The following is a 17,876-nucleotide window of genomic DNA, read 5'->3' on the forward strand; positions in this document are numbered from 1 at the left end:
TGTTCTAATATGTGTGCATGACGATTCACCCGGCCCGCGCCTCCGATGAGCAACCGCTCGTCGGGAGTTTCGCGAGCCGGTCGAGCGGAAGGCTCGCGCTGGTCCCTCCACCGCCTGATTCCCAGCCTGCGGCGACGTTCTTCCCGCCCAGCGATCTGGACGAGCTGCCCGACGACGCGTACGACGAGGCGTGGGACCTCGACGACCCAGAAGCGCCGATGGTCATCAGCGAACAGGAGTTCTACGACGCCGACCTCCCACCGATGTCGGCCGTCGATCAACTGGAGTGGGAGCTGTGGGCCTCGGCCGACCAGGACGAGGCCGAGCGGTTCATGCTGCGCCAATCCGCGCCTGACTGGGTGTTCCTTCCACCCGGCGGCGACCTGGCGGCGGCGCTGGGCTCAGTTCGCGTTCAATGCCTGTCACCGATGGCCCTGATCGAGTACCTCAAGGCAGCCTCGCGGCTGGCGTCCTGGGCCGAGGCGATGAAGGCGTCCGCCATGGCGTCGTTCTTCCGCCAGCGCAAGGCGCAAGAGGCCGAGACGCCACGTCCCGAAGAGATCGACTCGTCCGGCAGGCCAGTCGATCCGGAGCGTTCGTGGGCCGCCGAGGTCGGCGCAGCACTGCACCTGTCGCCCAACACCGCGGTCCGGCACATCGAGACCGCCCTGCATCTGACCGGGCCCCTGGCAGCCACCTTCACCGCCCTGCGAACAGGTGCCCTGTCCCACTCGAAGGCACTGGCCATCTCGGAAGCGACCCGCGCCTTGTCCGACGACGACGCCCGCGCAGTCGAGTCCCACGTCCTGCGCCGAGCCGCCTCACAGACCCACGCCAACCTGCGCCGCTCGCTACGTCACCAAGTCGCCAAACACCAAGCTGACGTCGAGGCCGACCGCCACCGCGAAGCCGTCAGCGGACGTACCTGCAAGATCGTCCCCCTGCCCGACGGCATGGCCGGCCTCTGGATCGTCCACACCGCCGACACCATCCAAAAGATCTGGGTCGTAGTCCAAGCCCTGGCAGACCTAGCCAAACGCCCCACCCCCACACCTGAACCCACGGAACCCGCCGGGCCACCAGCAGAATCCGCTGCCTCCACACCAACAGCAGAATCCGCGGAACCCGCCGGGCCACCAGCAGAATCCGCTGCCTCCACACCAACAGCAGAATCCGCTGCCTCCACACCAACAGCAGAATCCGCGGAACCCGCCGGGCCGACCTCACCCGCAGAACGCGGAGACCACGCAGACCCCGAAGAATGCGGAGAGCCTGCCGGACGCCGCTCATCCGGAGCATCCGGGGCGTGCGCGTCACCCGCCGAATCCGCGGCCTCTTCGGAGTTCGCCGAGTCCGCAACAGTCGCGGACCCAACGACCCCTTCGGCATCCGCCGACCACGAGGCATCCTGCGAGCCTGCGGCATCGACGGCATGGAGCGCACCTGCAGCGTCCGCGGCGCATACGGGACCTGCCGGCCTTGGAGCGCGGGTCGATCGCGAGGCATCCATGGGGTTCTCGGCACCTGCGGCGTCCACCGATCCTTCGGAACGCCCGACGTCAGGCGATCCCACGGAATGTGCTGCGTTCGCCGAGCCTTCGGACCGCGCGATGTCGGGCGATCCCACGGAGTGTGCAGCGTTCGCCGAGCCTTCGGACCGCGCGATGTCGGGTGAGCACTCGGAGCGTGTGGCGTCGAGCGATCCTTCGGCACCTGCGGTCTCCGGCGATCCCACGGACGGCGCTGCGTCCTGTGAACTCTCCCGACCTGCGGCATCTGCCGTGAGGTCGCTCGATGCCCCCGAGTTCGCGCAGCCGGCGGCGGATTCCGCTCGCACCGCCTTGGACTCTGCCGGAAGTACTGCGCACGACCATGCCGCTCCCGGCGGCCGTATCGCAGGTGAGGCAACGCCTGGAGACCCGTTCGAACCGAACCCGGATCAACCGGACCCAGCTGAACCGAAGCTGGCCGAGTCGAACCCGGCCGAACCGAAGCCCGCACGCGATGAGCGGACGGCCGAACAGCGGCGGGCGGACTCAGTGGCCGACCTGTTCGGGTACATGCTCTCGAACGGACTCGACTGGCTCGGACGCCGTTTGCCGGATCAGCATCGTCGGCGCCCACACATCGAGGTACTGATCCCGATGGGCACCCTGCTGAGTCTCGACGACGAACCGTGCGAACTCACCGGATACGGGCCGATCCCTGCGGAGATGGCGCGCCGGATCGCCGCGGACGGTACGTGGCGCCGCCTGCTCACCGACCCGGTGAACGGCGTCGTCCTGAACGCCTCCACCACTCGCCACGATCCCAGTCCGATGGTCAGCGAGACGCTACTCGCACGCCATCCTGTCTGTGCCTGGCCCGGATGCAACCGATCGTCGCGTGAATGCGATCGCGATCACGGTACGCCGTTCGCCGTATCGGGCCGGACCAGTCTGGCCGGGCTCGTGCCGTACTGCGAGTATCACCACGTCATCAAAGACACCCCTCGCTGGGGCTGGCGGACCGAGAATCACCCCGACGGTTCGGTCACCCTCATCGCTCCCACCGGCCACCGCTACACCACGGTCCCACCCGCCCGAGGCCCCATCACCCACAACCCCAACCGCGCCCACCCCACGTCCGCGCATTCCGCCCCCGGCCAACCCGACCCCGGCCAACCCGACCCCGGCCAACCCGACCCCGGTCAACCCGGTCGCCCGGGGTCCGACCACCCCAAACCTGCGCCAACCGGCCAGCCGTCCGACCACCCCAAACCTTCCGCACCCGATCGCCGCGAACCCGGTCATCCCCGAAACGCCCGCTCCGAAGACGCTTGCCCTGTAGACGGCCGGCCTGGAGTTGGTCGAGCCAGCGTCGATCAGTCGTCGGTGGTGCCAGGTCGTGCGCAGGTTTTGCCGGGTGGTCGGGCGGCCGCGGATCCGCCGCCGTTCTAGCGAGGCCGCACTCGGTCGCTCTAGCCGCGAGCGAGGCTCAGGGGGCCTGAACGCGGAACCCGCGCTGAGGTTGTCGGGGGCGCTCAGATTCGGGCCAGCTGACCGGTGCGGGAATCCAGGCCATGCCGTTGAAATCTGGTGGTTGGGCCGGTCGATCGATACGGGAATCCAGGCCCCCGCCGTTGAAGAAGCCGGTGGTCGGCCTGGTGGTTCAGGTCAGGCGCCGCTTCGGTAGGTGGCGGTTGGGGGATGCCGGTTGAGATGGGTGGGGCTCTGTTCGGAGAGCAGATGGGTGGGGTCGATCTTTGCTCGTGCCGTTCTGCGCGCAAGTCCCGGTCGGGGCAGTTGAGCCGAGCAGAATGCTGGCGGAGGTGCGGGCATGGGGGGACGGCCGGAGCTCGCGGAGGTGAGGTGGGTCGATCAGGCACGCGGGTGTGGGCGCTGCTCACGACGGCGGGACTGGTCGGTCGGGGCGTGTAAGACCCAGTCGCTGACCCGGATGGTGCTGGTGTTCTGTGGTCGTGAGGTCATCGGCACGGCGCCGCGCGTGGATGCACCTCGGTGGCGAGGCAAGCATCTGCGGCTCGTCGGTCCAGCAGGTCATCGATCAGCCAGGCCATCGCGGCGAGTGAGCTGGGCGGATTGGTTGTGCAGGGCGGTTGGTTGTGCAGGGCGGCTGGTTGTGCAGGGCGACACAAACGAGTCCGTGCTGCGGTGGCAGACGCAGGTTGGCGTCTCGCTAGCCCGCCGCGTCGATGGGGGAGGGTGCGGACGGTTAGCTGGCTCGGGCTGGGCCCAGGGGGCGGAGGCGGCGGCGTTCGGTGGGGTGATGGAGGTCGGCGGTGGCGTTGTCGATGCGGGTGAGGTGGCGGCCGGCTCCGGTGATGGGGCAGGTCCAGGTGCCGTCCATCTCGACGAGGCGGATGCCAGGCTGGTCCAGCCAGCGCAGGACCAGGTCGATCTCCTCGGGGGAGGCGGTGGCGACTGGGCCGATGCCGGGCAGGACGGTTTCGGCAGAGGCTCGCAGCATGTCGAGGTAGCGCCGGGGGTCCGTTCCGCGGGGGCTGATGCCGGCGGCGGCGAGGCGGCCGCGGCGGATGACGTGGAGTTCCCAGCCGCCGTCGTCGGTACGGCGGGCCGCGCAGATCTCGGCGCAGCTCGTGACGGACGCCATGCGCTGCATGCGGGCGGAGCTCCGCACGAACGCGCTCAGGCGATCCCGGTGGACGGCGGCGTCTTCGAAGCGTTCGTCGGCGGACAGTACGTCGATGCGCCGGTCGAGGGCGGCGATGACGGGAGTCGGGTCCGCGGTCAGGGCGGTCCGCAGGTTGTCGACGAATTCGCCGTACGAATCAGATGAGATGCGGCCGTCGCACGGCGCCACGCAGCGGCCCATCTCGGCCAGGACACAGGGCGACAGTCGTGGGGTGCGCGACATGCGGGCGGTGCACTGGCGGATCGGGAACGCTTCGTGGAGCGCGGCCATCGCGCGCTCGGCGGTTTTGCGGGAGCTGAAGGGGCCGAGGTAGCCGCCGTCGTCGTCGCGCACCTGTTTGACCAGGGAAAGCCGGGGGAACGGCTCGACGGTGACCTTCAGCCAGTGCTGCCGTTCCGGGAACTTGGACTTCCGGTTGTACCGCGGTTTGTGTTCCGCGATCAGCCGCAGTTCGCGGACCTCGGCCTCGAGCGACGTCCCGCACTCGATCCCCCGGACCGAGGTCGCGATGCCGACCATCTCGCCGATCCGGTTCCGCGTCTCGGAGGCGGTGAAGTACGAGCGGACCCGGTTCCGCAGGTCCTTCGACTTGCCGACGTACAGCACCTCACCGCGGTCGTCGGTGAAGAGATACACACCCGGTGCGTGCGGCAACGATTCGGCGAGATGCCGCTTCGCCCGTACGGCGGGGGCAACCCGCGAGTTGAAGGTCTGCAGATCCTCGAGCGTCTGTACGCCGAGGGAACCGACCCGCTCGAACAGTCCGTGCAGCACGTCCACGGTGGCACGCGCATCGGACAGTGCACGGTGGTTCGGGGTCGTGGTGGTGCGGAACAGCTTCGCCAGCGTGCCGAGCTTGCAGTTGGGCGCTTCGTCCGGCGTGATCACGCGGCGCGCGAGCAGTGCGGTGTCGACGACGGTGAAGTCGGGCCAGTCGTATCCGTGCACGAGGCTGTCGTGTTTCAGGAAGCCCATGTCGAACGGCGCGTTGTGCGCGACCAGCACGCAGCCGCGGGCGAACTCGAGGAAGGCCGGCAGCACCGAGTCGATCCGGGGTGACGAGGCAACCATCGGGTTGGTGATGCCGGTCAGCACCGCGATGAACGCCGGGATCGGCTCACCGGGATTCACCAGCGTCTGGAACTCGCCGACGATCTCACCCGCCCGCACCTTCACCGCGCCGATCTCGGTGATCCCCGAATCCCCGGGCGCACCGCCGGTCGTCTCCAGGTCGACCACGCAGAACGTGATGTCGCGCAGTGGTGTCCCGAGGTCGTCGAAACTCGGCTGGACACCCCGGATCGGCAGCGCTGTCGGCAGGGGCGGGCTGGTCATGGCAACGACGCTAAGAGCCGCCACCGACATTTCGCAGGTGACACGCGAGCCGGTCGACTACGCTCTCGGTATGCGTACACAGGCGATCACCGCGAAATCGGCCCGTGCGGCCGTTCGTTGTGGTCTGCATCACGGGCTGCTGCGGCACGGGTTGCTGCGTCAGGGGTTCGAGGGTCTGGGGTTCGCGGACCAGACCAGTGCGGTGGCCGTCACCCCAGCCGGACTGCGGACCGGTGACTGAGGCAGGCACCGCCGCGAGCTCCGCCGCTACGACTTTGCCCGAACCCGTCCGGCAACGAGTTCTGACTCTTGCCGCACAGGCGCTCGGCCAGCTTCCCGCGACCGACATCCCGGCGCCGCTGCGCCGGTTCGCGAGCTTCGCCCCGGCCAAGCGCGCCAAGCTCTCGGCGTCCGTCCTCGGCCCGATCCTCGAGACCGACGAGCACTTCCGCCGGCTCACCGCTTTCCAGGTACGGCGGGAGCACGCGGAACTGGGTGATGCGATCGCCGAGGGAATCGCCGTACCGATGGCGGATCCGATCGAGGTCGCCGCGCTGGCGTACCTGCTCCGGCCGGACGAGTGGGAGGCGCGCGTCGCCGCGGCGGCTCAGCTGCCGGTCGAGACGCCGCGAGCCGACGATGAAGCCATTGGCCGGTTGTCGGACCAGCTCGATCAGGCTCGGACCGAGACGCGCCAGGTCCGCGAGCGGCTCCGCGAACAGGTCAACGAGCTGAAGGCCGAGAACGTCACCCTGCGCCGCAAGCTCAACGAGGCCCGGCAACGGATCACCGGTCTGCAGACCGATCTCGAGAAACGCACGACCGAGGCGGAGACCGCGGACGAACGCGTCGAGGCGGCTCGGACCGAGGTCGATCGTGAGCTTCGTCGGCTGCGCGCTCGGATCACCGAGCTCGAGGCGGTCGAACACGCAGCCCGTCGTACGGCGGGACAGGAGCGCGAACTCGCATCGACGCGTACTCGGCTGTTGCTGGACACCGTGCTTGAGGCAGCGAGCGGACTACGGCGCGAGCTAGCCCTGCCGCCAGGTGGTGAGCTCAGGCCAGCAGACACGGTGGCCGGCCGGGAGCCTGAAGCCGCGCCGGTCGGGCGGGTTGCTCCGGAGGACGACCCGGCGCTCTTTGACGAGCTGCTGGCGCTGCCGCAGGTGCACCTGATCATTGACGGCTACAACGTCACCAAGACCGCCTGGCCGACCTCGCCGCTGCATTCGCAACGTCAGCGCCTGGTTACGGCACTCGGCGCGCTCGTCGCCCAACGCCGGATCGAAGTGACGGTCGTCTTCGACGGTGCGGAACTGTCCGGCCCCGTCCAACTGAATCCACCCCGTGGCGTCCGCGTGCGCTTCAGCCCGGCCGGCGTGATCGCCGATGAGGTGATCCGCCAACTGGTCCGCGCCGAACCCCCCGGCCGCCCGATCGTCGTCATCTCGACCGACCGTGAGGTTGCCGAGAGTGTCGGAAAGCTCGGCGCCCGCTCACTGTCCGCGACCAGCCTGATCACCCGCATCGCCCGCGCCTGAACCAGCGCCGACCAGAACCGTCGATCAGAACCGCCGATCAGAAACTGTCGGCGGCCTTCTCTAGCGTCCTGATCAGCCGGATGCAAGTCCGGGTGCTTCCCCACTTTGGAGGACGTTGTGCTGATCGACTGCGACGCCTGTGTGATGCGTGGTCCGGGCTGCCAGGACTGCGTGGTGACGGTGGTGCTCGGCTTCTCCGCCGAACGAGAAGACACCATCACGATCGACGACGATGAGCGTGCGGCGCTCGACGTACTGGCTCGGTCCGGGCTGGTGCCACCGTTACGCCTTGTGCACGCGGTCAGGAGTGTCGATCCCAACACTCCTGCCGAAACCCTTGCTGGAGAAGGCGATACGGCGGTCGGCTCGGGGTGATCCGACGTTAAGTTTGGATCAAACCCGAGGGGCGAGTTGTACCGGTCACGAAACGGTCACTACTGTTACGTCCTGTTGCCTCAGGGTGTCGGTTGATCGGACCGGCCGGGCAACGGGGAAGCCGAGGGAGTGACCTCGCGGGCAGTACAGGCGTTAAGCCTGTAGGACCGGCGTGGTTGACGGGGACGGCGTCGAGCAGAGGAAGGGACCGACCGGGCTGTGTCCACCGGACGCATCAACCGCACCAAGGGAATCGCCCTCGCCGCCATCACCAGCACCGCTGTCGTAGCGGGTGTGCTGTTCATCCAGTCGGGAGCGGACGCAGATCCGAAGCCGACGCTGGAAGAGGCGAAGAAGCAGGTTGCCGCTCTGCAGCACAAGTCCGAGGAAGCCGGTGAGGCTGCCAACGACCTGCGTGGTCAGATCAGCGCCTCCCAGGCCCGGTTGAAGGCCCTGCAGGCCGCTGTCAACAAGCAGCAGGCCCAGGCCGACGAGGTCAAGCGTCAGATCGGCTCGCTCGCGGTCGCGGGCTACCAGACTTCCGGGATGTCGACGACGGCTCAGTTGCTGCTCTCGCAGAACCCGGACCAGTTCCTCAGCCAGGCCTCCACCGCCCAGGCCTTCGCCGGCCAGCAGAACTCGGTGCTCCGGAAGTTCCAGGACGCCCAGGGCAAGGTCGCGGACCTGCAGGCCAGCGCCCAGAGTGAGCTCGCCTCGCTGCAGGCCGTCCAGACGCAGCAGAACAAGCTGATCTCCGAGGCCAAGGGCAACCTGGACGCCGCGGAGAAGGTGCTCGGCAAGCTCAGTGACGCCGAGCGCGCGCGGATCCGGGAAGAGAACGAGAAGGAAGCCGAGAAGGCGCGCAACGAGCGCCCGAGCCGCGACGGCGACCGGATGGACGACGATCTGCCGGTCCCGGCCAACGGCCGCGCCGGGCAGGCTGTCGCAGTGGCGATGAACCAGCTGGGCGACTCCTACGTCTGGGGCGCCGCCGGACCGAGCACCTTCGACTGCTCCGGTCTGATGCTGTACGCCTGGGGCAAGGCCGGCGTCTCGCTGCCGCACTCCTCGAAGGCGCAGGCCAACGAGGGCCGTCGGGTCAGCAAGAGCCAGCTGATGCCGGGCGACCTGATCTTCTTCTACAGCCCGATCAGCCACGTCGGCATGTACATCGGCAACGGCCGGATGGTGCACGCACCGCGCCCGGGTAAGAGCGTCGAGACCTCGTCCATCGACACGATGCCGTACAACACGGCCGTTCGTCCGGGCTGACCCGTCGGCTTGCGATACTCACCGGCTCCGGGGTCTCGACCCCGGAGCCGAGTCGTTTCACGACCGTCCAAGTGCTCTACTGTCGGAGGAGGCACGTAGTGTCGCGCCTGACTGGGGCAGGTGAGCAGCGAGGGGCTGAAGTGATCGACGAGCAGGGCGATACGGTGCCGATGCCCGCCGTCGATGAGTCGGCGCACGATGAGCCCGCTCACGACGAGCTCAGGCCATCTGAGCCCAAGCCGTTCCTGAACACGTCGATCGTCAAGAAGGTCGCGATCGGCGTTGCCGTGTGCTTGGTCGCGGGAGCGGGGTATGCCGGTCTCCGTCAGGTGGCCAATGCCCCTGCCGATCCGAACGCACCGGTGGGTGCGCACGATCCGCAGACCTCGACGTCGCCCGATGACGAAGCAGCGGCCGGTGTTCAGCGCGCTACCGACGGTGGCGCCGTACTGCAGGCGATGGCCGACGCGGTGAAGAGCGACAGCCGCAGCGCCTTCCTCGACACGATCGACCCGCGGTCGACGGCGTTCAAGGCCAGCGCGCGGACGATCTTCGCGAACCTCGAGCAGCTCCCGATCGGGGCCTTCCAGTTCCGCTACGTGAGCGACGACACCGGTGCGCTCACGCCAGACCGCACGACTGAGCTCGGCGGTACGGCGTCCTGGCTGGCGCAGGTCGAGGTCTCCTGGCAACTCACCGGGTACGACGCCAAGCCGGCCCGCGCGATTCTCCCGGTCACGTTCGTCACTCGCGACGGGAAGACGTATGCCGCTTCGTTCTCGGAGCGCTTCGTCGCCGGGCAGCGGCGTCCGGTCTGGACGCTCGGCGCGCTCGATGTCGCCAAGGGTGACCACAGTCTGGTGATCAGCCTGAAGTCCGAGGCCCAGGCGGAGGCGTACGTCACCGTCGCGGATCGGGCCGTCACTTCGGTGAGCAAGGTCTGGGGCAAGGCGTGGCCGCAGAAGGTGGTCGTCTACCTGCCGGCCAAGCAGTCGCAGATGGAGGCCGTGCTCGGCGCCGCGCCGAACACCTACACCCAGATCGCCGCCGTCACGATGGCGGAGCTCGACCAGCCGCAGGTTGGTGCGCCGGTGCGGATCGTTGCCAACCCGAAGCTGTTCGAGGAGCTCGGCAAGCAAGGCCGCCGGATCGTGCTGACCCACGAGACCACCCACGTCGCGTCGACCGCGACCGCGTCGCCGGTGCCGTTGTGGCTGGCCGAGGGATTCGCCGACTACGTGGCATTCACCGCCGTACCGGTGCAGGACGAGTCGGCGGCGAAGGAACTCTTCAAGGCGGTCCGCGCTGGGAAGGGGCCGGCGGCGTTGCCCGATACGAACGCGTTCGCTGCCTCGTCGGCGGATCTCTCCCAGGCCTATGAGTCCGCGTGGCTGGCTTGCCGGCTGATCGCGGAACGCGACGGGCAGGCCCAGTTGGTGAAGTTCTATCGCGCGGTGCACGCGTCGAAGAGCACGGCCGGGCTGGCTGACGCGTTCAAGTCGATCCTGGGGATGACCGAGCAGGAGTTCGTCGCCGAGTGGCAGAAATACCTGAAGCGGCTTGCTGGTGCTTGACAGTCGCTGGGCACCGCGGATCGCGGCCGTCGTGCTCGCGATTGCACTGGTCGTGGTGATCGTCACCACGACCCCCTGGCACCTGATCGATCTCCCCGCCTCCGACCCGGCGCGAGACTTCACCCCGGCCGAGATCGCCCGTCAGCAGGCGTTCCGGTCCGAGCTGTTGCCGTGGTCAACGACCTCGTGGGTGCTGACGGTCGTGGTCCCGCTCGCCGTCGGCTTCAGCCCGCTGGGCCGTCGCCTGTACGACGCTCTCCGCATCAACCGCTGGTACGTCGCCGTACCGCTGCTGATCGCTGGACTCGGACTGCTCACGAGCGTGATCACGCTGCCGACCGACATCCTCGCCGAGCAAGTCACCCGGAAGTACGGGTTGTCGGTGCAGGGTTGGGGGTTGTGGGCCCGCGATCGCGCGGTGAACTGGTTGCTCGTGGCACTGGCGATGGCTGTCATCGCCCTTTGCCTGATGGGCTTGGCGAAACGGCGATCGCGGACCTGGTGGTTGCCTGCGGCCATCATTACCGCGTTGCTGGTGCTCGGGATCTCGTTCGCGTACCCGGTGCTGGTCGAGCCGCGGTTCAACCACTTCACGTCGATGCCGGCCGGTGCGCAGCGGGACGACTTCCTCAAGCTCGCGGCGGAGGACGGCGTACCGGTGAAGGATGTGCTGGTCGCTGATGCTTCACGGCGGACAACTGCCTTGAATGCTTACGTTTCCGGCTTCGGGTCGACGCGGCGGCTGGTCGTCTACGACACGCTGCTGAAGCAGACGCCGCCGGCGCAGACCCGGCTGGTGGTTGCGCACGAGCTCGGGCACGCGGCCGAGGACGATGTCCTGCACGGGACGTTGATCGGGGTGCTCGGTGCCGCGTTCGGCATTGTCCTGCTCGGAGCGTTGCTCGGGGCAAGGATGGCGGATCCGCGACGGACGGCGGCCTTGCTGGCCTTGATCGCGATCGGTACGACGGTCTCCGGGCCGGTGCAGAATCTGGTCAGCCGGCGGATCGAGGCGCGCGCGGACTACCACTCGCTGCGGCTGACGAACGATCCACAGGATTTCATCGCGATGCAGCACGACCTCGCGGTGACGAACATCTCCGGTCTCACGCCGAGCCGCTGGCGGTACTGGATGTTCGCCTCGCACCCGACCCCGCCGGAGCGGATCGCGATGGGCCGCGCCTGGGCCGACCACCGGTGACAGTTCTCGTTGTCACCAACGACTTCCCGCCCCGGCAAGGCGGGATCGAATCCTTCGTCCGCTCCCTGTGCGACCAGCTACCCGACCTCGTCGTCTACACCTCCCACGGGCCCGGCGCCGCCGAGTACGACGCAGCCCTCCCGTTCCCGGTGATTCGCGACCGTACGACGATGTTGCTCCCGACGCCGAGGACCACCCGACGGGCGGTCGCGCTGATGGGCGAGTACGGTGCCGACCGCGTCCTGTTCGGTGCGGCCGCACCTCTCGGGCTGATGGGCCCAGCGCTCCGACGAGCTGGAGCCCACCGGATCGTTGCCCTCAGCCACGGTCACGAAACCTGGTGGGCCACCGTCCCCGGCACCCGCCAAGCCCTCCGCCGAATCGCCGACGCCGCCGACACCCTCACCACAGTCTCAACCTGGTGCGCCGACCAGATCGCGCCAGCTATCTCGCCAGCCGCCGTACGACGCATGTGCCGCCTCGCCCCAGGAGTCGACACCACTCGCTTCTACCCGGGCGTCGGGGGAGAGCCGCCGAGTCAGGGACCTGTTGTCGCGTGCGTTTCTCGGCTTGTGGCTCGGAAGGGGCAGGACACGCTCATCCGGGCTTGGCCTCGGGTGTTGGCGGCCGTACCGAATGCCACGCTGCTGCTGGTCGGGGGCGGACCGGATCGCTCCAGGCTGGAGCGGTTGGCGGCGGCGACAGGCGTTCAGGCATCCGTGGTGTTCACCGGACCAGTCGCCTGGGCCGATATTCCGCCGTACCTGGATGCTGCGGATGTTTTCGCGATGCCCACCCGCACGAGGCGGTTCGGGTTTGAGCCGGAGGCGCTGGGGATCGTCACCTTGGAGGCGTCGGCGACCGGGAAGCCGGTGGTGATCGGGGACGCCGGCGGGACGCCCGACACCGTCAAGCACGGTGAGACGGGGTATCTCGTGGACCCGTACAACCCGGTCGCGGTGGCGGTTCGGCTGATCGAGTTGCTGAGTGATCCGGCCAAGGCACAGCGGATGGGCGAGGCGGGCCGGCGGTGGGTCACTGATGAGTGGTCGTGGCAACGGTCCGGCGCCACGCTGCGAGAACTACTGGACATCTAGCTCGTCCGGTCGTGTACTCTTCGAGGCATGCATCAGATGTTCAGCGTTGTCGTAGCAGCCGTACGAGCTTCGTGCTCTCCGGCTGCCGCTGCCTGACATCTTCTTCCACCACCGGCGACCGGAAACGGTTCGCCGGTTTTGTCGTTTCTGACGCCAGGTGACTCGGTTCCGGTCTTCTTCCAGACAAGGACCTGACCATGAGCACCACGCTGCAGAAAAGCACCACTCGCACCTTCATCGACTTCTTCCACGAGCACGGCCACATCCCGACGACCGGGTCCACGCTGATCCCGCGGCTGGGTGATCCGGTGCTGTTCACGACGTCGGGGATGCATCCACTGACGCCGTACCTGGAAGGTGAACCGCATCCGATGGGTCGCCGCCTCGTGGGAATCCAGCGATGTCTACGCACCACGGACCTCGACGAGGTCGGCGACCCGACGCACTTGACCGTGTTCGAGATGCTCGGATCGTGGTCGCTCGGTGACTACGGCAGCAGCCAGACGCTCCGCTGGGGCTACGAGCTGCTGACCGAGGGCTTCGGCATCGACCCGACCCGCCTCTCCGTGACTGTGTTCGGCGGTGACGAGCAGGTTCCGCTCGACCAGGAATCCCTGCGTACCTGGCAGGATCTCGGCCTCCCGATCGAGCTGACCACCGAGGACAACTGGTGGTCGAACGGGCCGACCGGTCCGTGCGGTCCCGACTCCGAGATGTTCGTGTGGACCGGCGACGGCGACCCGGAGGGCACGCCGACCACCGACGACCGCTGGGTGGAGGTCTGGAACCACGTGATGATGCGCTACCGCCGCCACGAGGACGGTTCGCTGGAGACCCTGCAGCAGCAGAACGTCGACACGGGCCTCGGGCTCGAGCGGCTGACCATGCTGCTGGAGGGCAAGGACTCGGTGTACGAGACGAGCCTGTTCGAGCCGTGGATGCGCGGGATCCCGAAGCTGTGGACGCTCGGCACCCAGGAGCAGCGGATTGTCATCGACCACCTCAGGTCGAGCATCGTGATCGTCGGTGACGGTGTGCACCCGTCGAACACCGGCCGCGGGTACGTCCTGCGCCGGCTGATCCGCCGCGTGCTGACGCTCCTGTGGACGCACGACGACTCGAGCAGCCTGTCCGACCTGCCGCTCGAACTCTTCGAGCACACGCTGAAGCACTTCCACCAGGGCGAGACGGTGACGCTGGTCCGGCGGATCCTGATCGACGAGGAGATCCGGTTCAGCAACCTGCTCGAGCGTGGTCGCAAGGTGCTCAGCCACGAGCGCTTCCACAAGTCGCTGGACGAGACCGACTACGAGTACCTGCACGAGACCCACGGGCTGCCCCGCGAGCTCGTCGACTCGCTCAGGTGAGGCTGGGCTCAGGTGAGGCTGGGATCCAGTACGTCGGTGGGCACGGGAACCTCCGAAGGAGGAGCAACCTTCCCCACCGACGACTGGGCCACGAAGGCACCGACGAGCACGATTGCACCACCGATGATCTGATTCGTGGTCAGCCGCTCATTCAGCAGGAGCAAGGCAAACAGGCTGGCCGCGACAACTTCGACGTACGCCACAGCTCCGGCGACAGCAGCCGACAGTCGCTGTACGGCGGCCGCTCCGGCGAGGTAGGCGATCACGGTACTGACCCCGATCAGCCAGGCGGCCATGAGCCAGCCTGGTGCGTGCCGATCGCCGATCGCGATCGTGTCCGTCAGCACGTGCCACGGCGTCTTCCACGGCACCGCGATCAGCGTGAGCAGGACCGCGCCGACCACACTGCCCGCCGCGGTCATCACGAGCGGATCGGCGACGCCGGTCAGCTTGTCGATCAGGATGAAGTACGTCGCCTGGCACGCGGCCGCCGCGAGTCCGGCCAGCAGCCCGATCAGGTCGATGGTCAGTCCGGACCAGATCTCGGCCACGGTCGCCAGCCCGATCAGCGCGATCCCGACCCCGATGGCGGCCGAGCGCGGTACGGCGACCTTCTGCCCGAACTTGAGCCACAACACGACCAGCACCGGCCCGGAGAACTCGAGCATCAGCGCGACACCGACCGGCAGGCGACTGGCCGCGATGAAGAACAGCGTCTGGCAACCGGCGATCCCGGTCAGCCCGTAGAGCGCCAGTGGCTTCCAGGACGCCCGCGCGGCGCGCAGACCCGCCTTGCCCCGCAGCACCAGCACCAGCGGGACGAGCAGCAGCGCCGCGCCCAGGATCCGCACCCAGGCGGCCTGTTGCGGCGAGAAACCCGCGCCGATCAGCGCCTTCGCGAACGGTCCCGAGCCGCCGAACGTGACGGCCGAGAAGAGCGCAAAACCGAGCCCCACCGACTTCGTGCTGTACATGGGCATAACGCTCTCATGCCCATTACATGCCTGTCGAGGCCCGTCTCACGGCAGCACGTCTCACCGCAGGACGGCTCACGGCAGGACGTCTCAGCGCAGCACGGCTCACGGCAGGACGGCTCACGGCAGGACGGCTCAGAGGACGTTGACCGCGCGCGCGGCGACGATGGCGACGGTGAGCAGCGCGATGGCCGACTGGATCGCCATCAGCACCTTCACCCGGGCGGTCAGCGGCATCGTGTCGGTCGGGCTGAACGCGGTCGCCGCGGTGAACGCTACGAACAGGTAGTCGGTGAACCCGGGGAGCCACTTGTCCCAGCCGTCCAGGTCGACCGTCATCTGCGGGAACAGCAGGTCCGCGCGCTCCTCGGTGCGCTCGTGCTCGGGGGCCCGCGCGAACGGCCCACCGCGGTCGACCTCCCAGTACCAAATGCCGAAGGCAACGACGTTCGTCGCCCAGATCAGCACCGCCGCCTTCACCAGGACGACACCGTTGTTGGCGGCGCCTGAGTTCAGGTAGACGATCAGCTCGGCCAGATAGATCGTGTTGGCCAGCACGAGGACTCCGAGCAGGGTCAGTTCGACCCAGCGCAGCCAGGGCTCGTCGCGGCGCAGGTGGAACGGGTTCATCCACACCAGCGGCAGCAGGAGCAACGCACCGAGAGCCGGCATCACCCAGCGCGGGAACGTCGCGATCTGGGTCGGGATCAGCAGTTGCAGGATCAGTACGGCGACCACCGCGAGCGAAGCCGGCCAGCGCCGGATGTGCCGCATGTTCATCTCGCCATTATGGAGGCGTCGATGACGGCCTGGCCCACTTCGGTCCGCCGGTAGTGCACCCGATGTCCGGTACGGCGGCGTGTCGCGAGCCCGGAGTCGTGGAGCGCGGCCAGGTGTTCGGCGACTGTGGCCAGCGCCAGCCCGTGTTCCGCGGCGAGCGCACTGGTCGTGGCCGGCGGATCGAGCGCGACGAGCAGCGTGGCACGGGTCCGGCCGAGCAGGCGAGCCAGTGGATCCGGGGGAGCGGGGGTGTCTGACCACAGTCGGGCCGCACCGCGCGCCGGATAGATCAAGGACGGTTGGTAGTTCGGGTCGACGATCATCACGAGGTGCGGCCAGGCGAAGACGCCGGGCACCAGCAGCAGGCCCTGGCCGGTGAGGTGCCGATCGGGTTCGCGGTACTGACCCGCGATCAGCCGGTCGCCCACCCAGGTCACGGTGGGATGCAGGTCGTCGAAGAGACCAGCGAGGCCGCCGTCGGTGAACTGGTTGCCGCGGTAGGCGATGTCGTCCTCGAGGACGCGGCTGATCATCGGCCAGTCGGGCTCGATCAGCGCGTGCCAGGCGCTCTCGATCTCGTCGGCGAGCCGGTCGCGGGCGCGGGCCGGATCAGCCAGCATCCGGTCGATCTCAGGTCCGCCCGGGTTGTTGAGCTCGTCGCGTGAGCGGGTCAGTTCGGTCCGGACCCGGTCGAGCGGCGTACTGCGGACCCGGGCGAGCTCGGTGCTGATCTTGGCCCGCGATGCCTTCGGTGGTGGAGTCAGGAAGTCGGGGGCGTAGCCGGTGCGCGGCTGCAGCGCCTGCAGCCTGGTGAGGTCCAGGCCGGCGGCGGCCTCGGCCTTGGCTGCGACCCAGGGGGTGTACATCGGGCGGTGCTGGATCCCGTTCAGGACCCGGACGGCGGACACGGTCTCCCACAACGGAGACAAGCCGAAGCGGCAGCGCAAGGTGTCGCTCTGGGTGAAGCGCAGGACGGTCATCCGGCCGGACTTTCGGTCACAACCAAAAGTCTAGATTGTGCAGGGACAAGTCGGACACCCTTCGGGGCGTGAGGTCCTATCGCCGTGTTCTCGGCATCCCTGGCTTGCGCAACGTGTTCGTCGCCCATGGCGTCTCGATGCTGGGCACGATCGCCGCCCAGGTTGCGTTGGCGATCCTGATCTTCGAACGCACTGGCTCGCCGTTGCTCTCGGCACTCGTTCTGGCCTGCTCGTTCCTCCCGTACGCACTCGGTGGCATCCTGCTGTCGTCCCTCGCCGACCGCTTCCCGGCGCGGCGCGTGCTTGTCGTGTGCGATGTGCTGAGCGCGGTCTGCATCGGGCTGATGATGATCCCGGGTCTGCCGGTCGGTGCGCTGCTCGGGCTGTTGCTGGCGACCGGGGTGATCGCACCGATCTTCGCGGGTGCCCGTGCGGCGAGCCTCGCTCATCTGTTGCCGGCCGACTTGTTCCCGGTCGGCCGATCGTTGCTGCGGGCAATCAGTCAGCTGACCGTGCTCACCGGGTTCGCGCTCGGTGCGGCGGCGGTGGCAGCAGTTGGTGCACCGTGGTTGCTCGCGGTGGACGTGGTCACCTTCCTCGTCTCCGCGCTGCTGATCGGGCTCGGTACGCCGTACTCCCCGGCAGGTGAGCGGAGCCGTAGTACGGTGCGCGACTCGTGGACCGGGCTGCGGCACCTCTTCACCCATCCGCGGTTGCGGCCGCTGATCCTGCTGACCTGGGTGGCGCCGGCCTTCTCGTCGGTACCGGACGGGCTCGCGGTCGCCTACTCGGCCCAGACCGGCGCCGCGCCCGCGGCCGCCGGGGCCCTCTTTACCGGCTTCGCCGCTGGCACTGTTCTCGGCGAGTTGGTCGTCGCACGGTTCACCCCTTTCGTGCGACGGCGGCTCGTTGTTCCACTCCTGCTGGCGAGTCAGCTGCCCGCAATTGCCTTCCTGGCAACGCCTTCCGTGCCGGTTGCGGCCGTGCTGCTTGCGGTGGCCGGGAGCGGGTACGCGTTCAACCAGGCGATCGATCCGATGATCCTCGACGCGGCCGATCCGGCGTACCGGGGTCGGCTGTTCACTGTGCAGACCAGCGGCCTGATGGCGATCCAGGGCGTGAGTATGGCGCTAGCCTCGATGTTTCGTCTGTTCGGTTGATGAGTGGTGCGGCGTTGTCGCGGGTGGTTGGTGTTGTTGGGCCGTGGTGGGTCGCCGGCGCTGTG

Annotated in this window: 14 protein-coding genes; 10 read left to right on the forward strand and 4 right to left on the reverse strand. The window is 68.2% G+C overall.

Features of this window, described 5'->3' with window-relative positions:
* The first annotated feature begins 17 nt into the window (after positions 1 to 17).
* Positions 18 to 2,939, forward strand: coding sequence for a DUF222 domain-containing protein (locus ACFVWG_RS37715; RefSeq protein WP_391548294.1), 2,922 nt, complete (start codon positions 18 to 20; stop codon positions 2,937 to 2,939).
* 775 nt (positions 2,940 to 3,714) lie between these two features.
* Here ACFVWG_RS37715 and ACFVWG_RS37720 read toward each other — a convergent pair.
* Positions 3,715 to 5,490, reverse strand: coding sequence for a DEDD exonuclease domain-containing protein (locus ACFVWG_RS37720; protein ID WP_391548295.1), 1,776 nt, complete (start codon positions 5,488 to 5,490; stop codon positions 3,715 to 3,717).
* A 70-nt stretch (positions 5,491 to 5,560) separates the two neighbouring features.
* On the opposite strand from ACFVWG_RS37720, the gene ACFVWG_RS37725 reads away from it, so the two are divergent.
* From ACFVWG_RS37725 to ACFVWG_RS37760, 8 genes are all read left to right on the forward strand, one after another.
* Positions 5,561 to 5,731 (forward strand): hypothetical protein, encoded by a 171-nt coding sequence (locus ACFVWG_RS37725; protein WP_391548296.1) that lies wholly within the window; start codon positions 5,561 to 5,563, stop codon positions 5,729 to 5,731.
* Positions 5,724 to 7,031, forward strand: a complete 1,308-nt coding sequence (locus ACFVWG_RS37730) for an NYN domain-containing protein (protein ID WP_391548297.1) — start codon at positions 5,724 to 5,726, stop codon at positions 7,029 to 7,031. The genes ACFVWG_RS37725 and ACFVWG_RS37730 overlap by 8 nt, the downstream gene beginning before the upstream one ends.
* Positions 7,032 to 7,148: 117 nt before the next feature.
* Positions 7,149 to 7,406: a hypothetical protein gene (locus ACFVWG_RS37735; protein ID WP_391548298.1), complete on the forward strand. Its 258-nt coding sequence runs from the start codon at positions 7,149 to 7,151 to the stop codon at positions 7,404 to 7,406.
* 219 nt (positions 7,407 to 7,625) lie between these two features.
* Positions 7,626 to 8,678, forward strand: a complete 1,053-nt coding sequence (locus ACFVWG_RS37740) for an NlpC/P60 family protein (protein ID WP_391548299.1) — start codon at positions 7,626 to 7,628, stop codon at positions 8,676 to 8,678.
* A gap of 98 nt (positions 8,679 to 8,776) precedes the next feature.
* Positions 8,777 to 10,252, forward strand: a complete 1,476-nt coding sequence (locus ACFVWG_RS37745; RefSeq protein WP_391548300.1) for a hypothetical protein — start codon at positions 8,777 to 8,779, stop codon at positions 10,250 to 10,252.
* The gene (locus tag ACFVWG_RS37750) at positions 10,245 to 11,453 is read left to right on the forward strand and encodes a M48 family metallopeptidase (protein ID WP_391548301.1); all 1,209 of its coding nucleotides are present in this window, start codon (positions 10,245 to 10,247) and stop codon (positions 11,451 to 11,453) included. The genes ACFVWG_RS37745 and ACFVWG_RS37750 overlap by 8 nt, the downstream gene beginning before the upstream one ends.
* A complete protein-coding gene (locus ACFVWG_RS37755) occupies positions 11,450 to 12,550 on the forward strand; it encodes a glycosyltransferase family 4 protein (RefSeq protein ID WP_391548302.1) in 1,101 nt (366 codons plus the stop codon). The genes ACFVWG_RS37750 and ACFVWG_RS37755 overlap by 4 nt, the downstream gene beginning before the upstream one ends.
* Positions 12,551 to 12,747: 197 nt before the next feature.
* Positions 12,748 to 13,917: an alanine--tRNA ligase-related protein gene (locus ACFVWG_RS37760; protein WP_391548303.1), complete on the forward strand. Its 1,170-nt coding sequence runs from the start codon at positions 12,748 to 12,750 to the stop codon at positions 13,915 to 13,917.
* 8 nt (positions 13,918 to 13,925) lie between these two features.
* On the opposite strand, the gene ACFVWG_RS37765 is transcribed toward ACFVWG_RS37760, so the two are convergent.
* The 3 genes from ACFVWG_RS37765 to ACFVWG_RS37775 form a co-directional block, all read right to left on the reverse strand.
* Positions 13,926 to 14,891, reverse strand: a complete 966-nt coding sequence (locus tag ACFVWG_RS37765; protein ID WP_391548304.1) for a DMT family transporter — start codon at positions 14,889 to 14,891, stop codon at positions 13,926 to 13,928.
* Positions 14,892 to 15,026: 135 nt separating this feature from the next.
* A complete protein-coding gene (locus ACFVWG_RS37770; protein ID WP_391548305.1) occupies positions 15,027 to 15,671 on the reverse strand; it encodes a hypothetical protein in 645 nt (214 codons plus the stop codon).
* The gene (locus ACFVWG_RS37775) at positions 15,668 to 16,651 is read right to left on the reverse strand and encodes a DUF5937 family protein (RefSeq protein ID WP_391548306.1); all 984 of its coding nucleotides are present in this window, start codon (positions 16,649 to 16,651) and stop codon (positions 15,668 to 15,670) included. Before ACFVWG_RS37775 ends, ACFVWG_RS37770 begins: the two co-directional genes overlap by 4 nt.
* 68 nt (positions 16,652 to 16,719) lie before the next feature.
* Here ACFVWG_RS37775 and ACFVWG_RS37780 point away from each other — a divergent pair, with 68 nt between their 5' ends.
* Complete coding sequence (locus ACFVWG_RS37780) at positions 16,720 to 17,811, forward strand: MFS transporter (protein WP_391548307.1); 1,092 nt, start codon at positions 16,720 to 16,722, stop codon at positions 17,809 to 17,811.
* Positions 17,812 to 17,876: the final 65 nt, after the last annotated feature.

Origin of the sequence: Kribbella sp. NPDC058245 (assembly GCF_042882005.1) — a bacterium.
In the GTDB taxonomy this organism is placed as follows: Bacteria; Actinomycetota; Actinomycetes; order Propionibacteriales; family Kribbellaceae; genus Kribbella.

Bases quoted from the DNA above. Each gene is read 5' to 3' on its own strand.
- ACFVWG_RS37715 (WP_391548294.1), top strand. From the start codon at position 18: ATGACGATTCACCCGGCCCGCGCCTCCGATGAGCAACCGCTCGTCGGG.
- ACFVWG_RS37720 (WP_391548295.1), bottom strand. From the start codon at position 5,490: ATGACCAGCCCGCCCCTGCCGACAGCGCTGCCGATCCGGGGTGTCCAG.
- ACFVWG_RS37725 (WP_391548296.1), top strand. From the start codon at position 5,561: ATGCGTACACAGGCGATCACCGCGAAATCGGCCCGTGCGGCCGTTCGT.
- ACFVWG_RS37760 (WP_391548303.1), top strand. From the start codon at position 12,748: ATGAGCACCACGCTGCAGAAAAGCACCACTCGCACCTTCATCGACTTC.
- ACFVWG_RS37765 (WP_391548304.1), bottom strand. From the start codon at position 14,891: ATGTACAGCACGAAGTCGGTGGGGCTCGGTTTTGCGCTCTTCTCGGCC.
- ACFVWG_RS37770 (WP_391548305.1), bottom strand. From the start codon at position 15,671: ATGAACATGCGGCACATCCGGCGCTGGCCGGCTTCGCTCGCGGTGGTC.
- ACFVWG_RS37775 (WP_391548306.1), bottom strand. From the start codon at position 16,651: ATGACCGTCCTGCGCTTCACCCAGAGCGACACCTTGCGCTGCCGCTTC.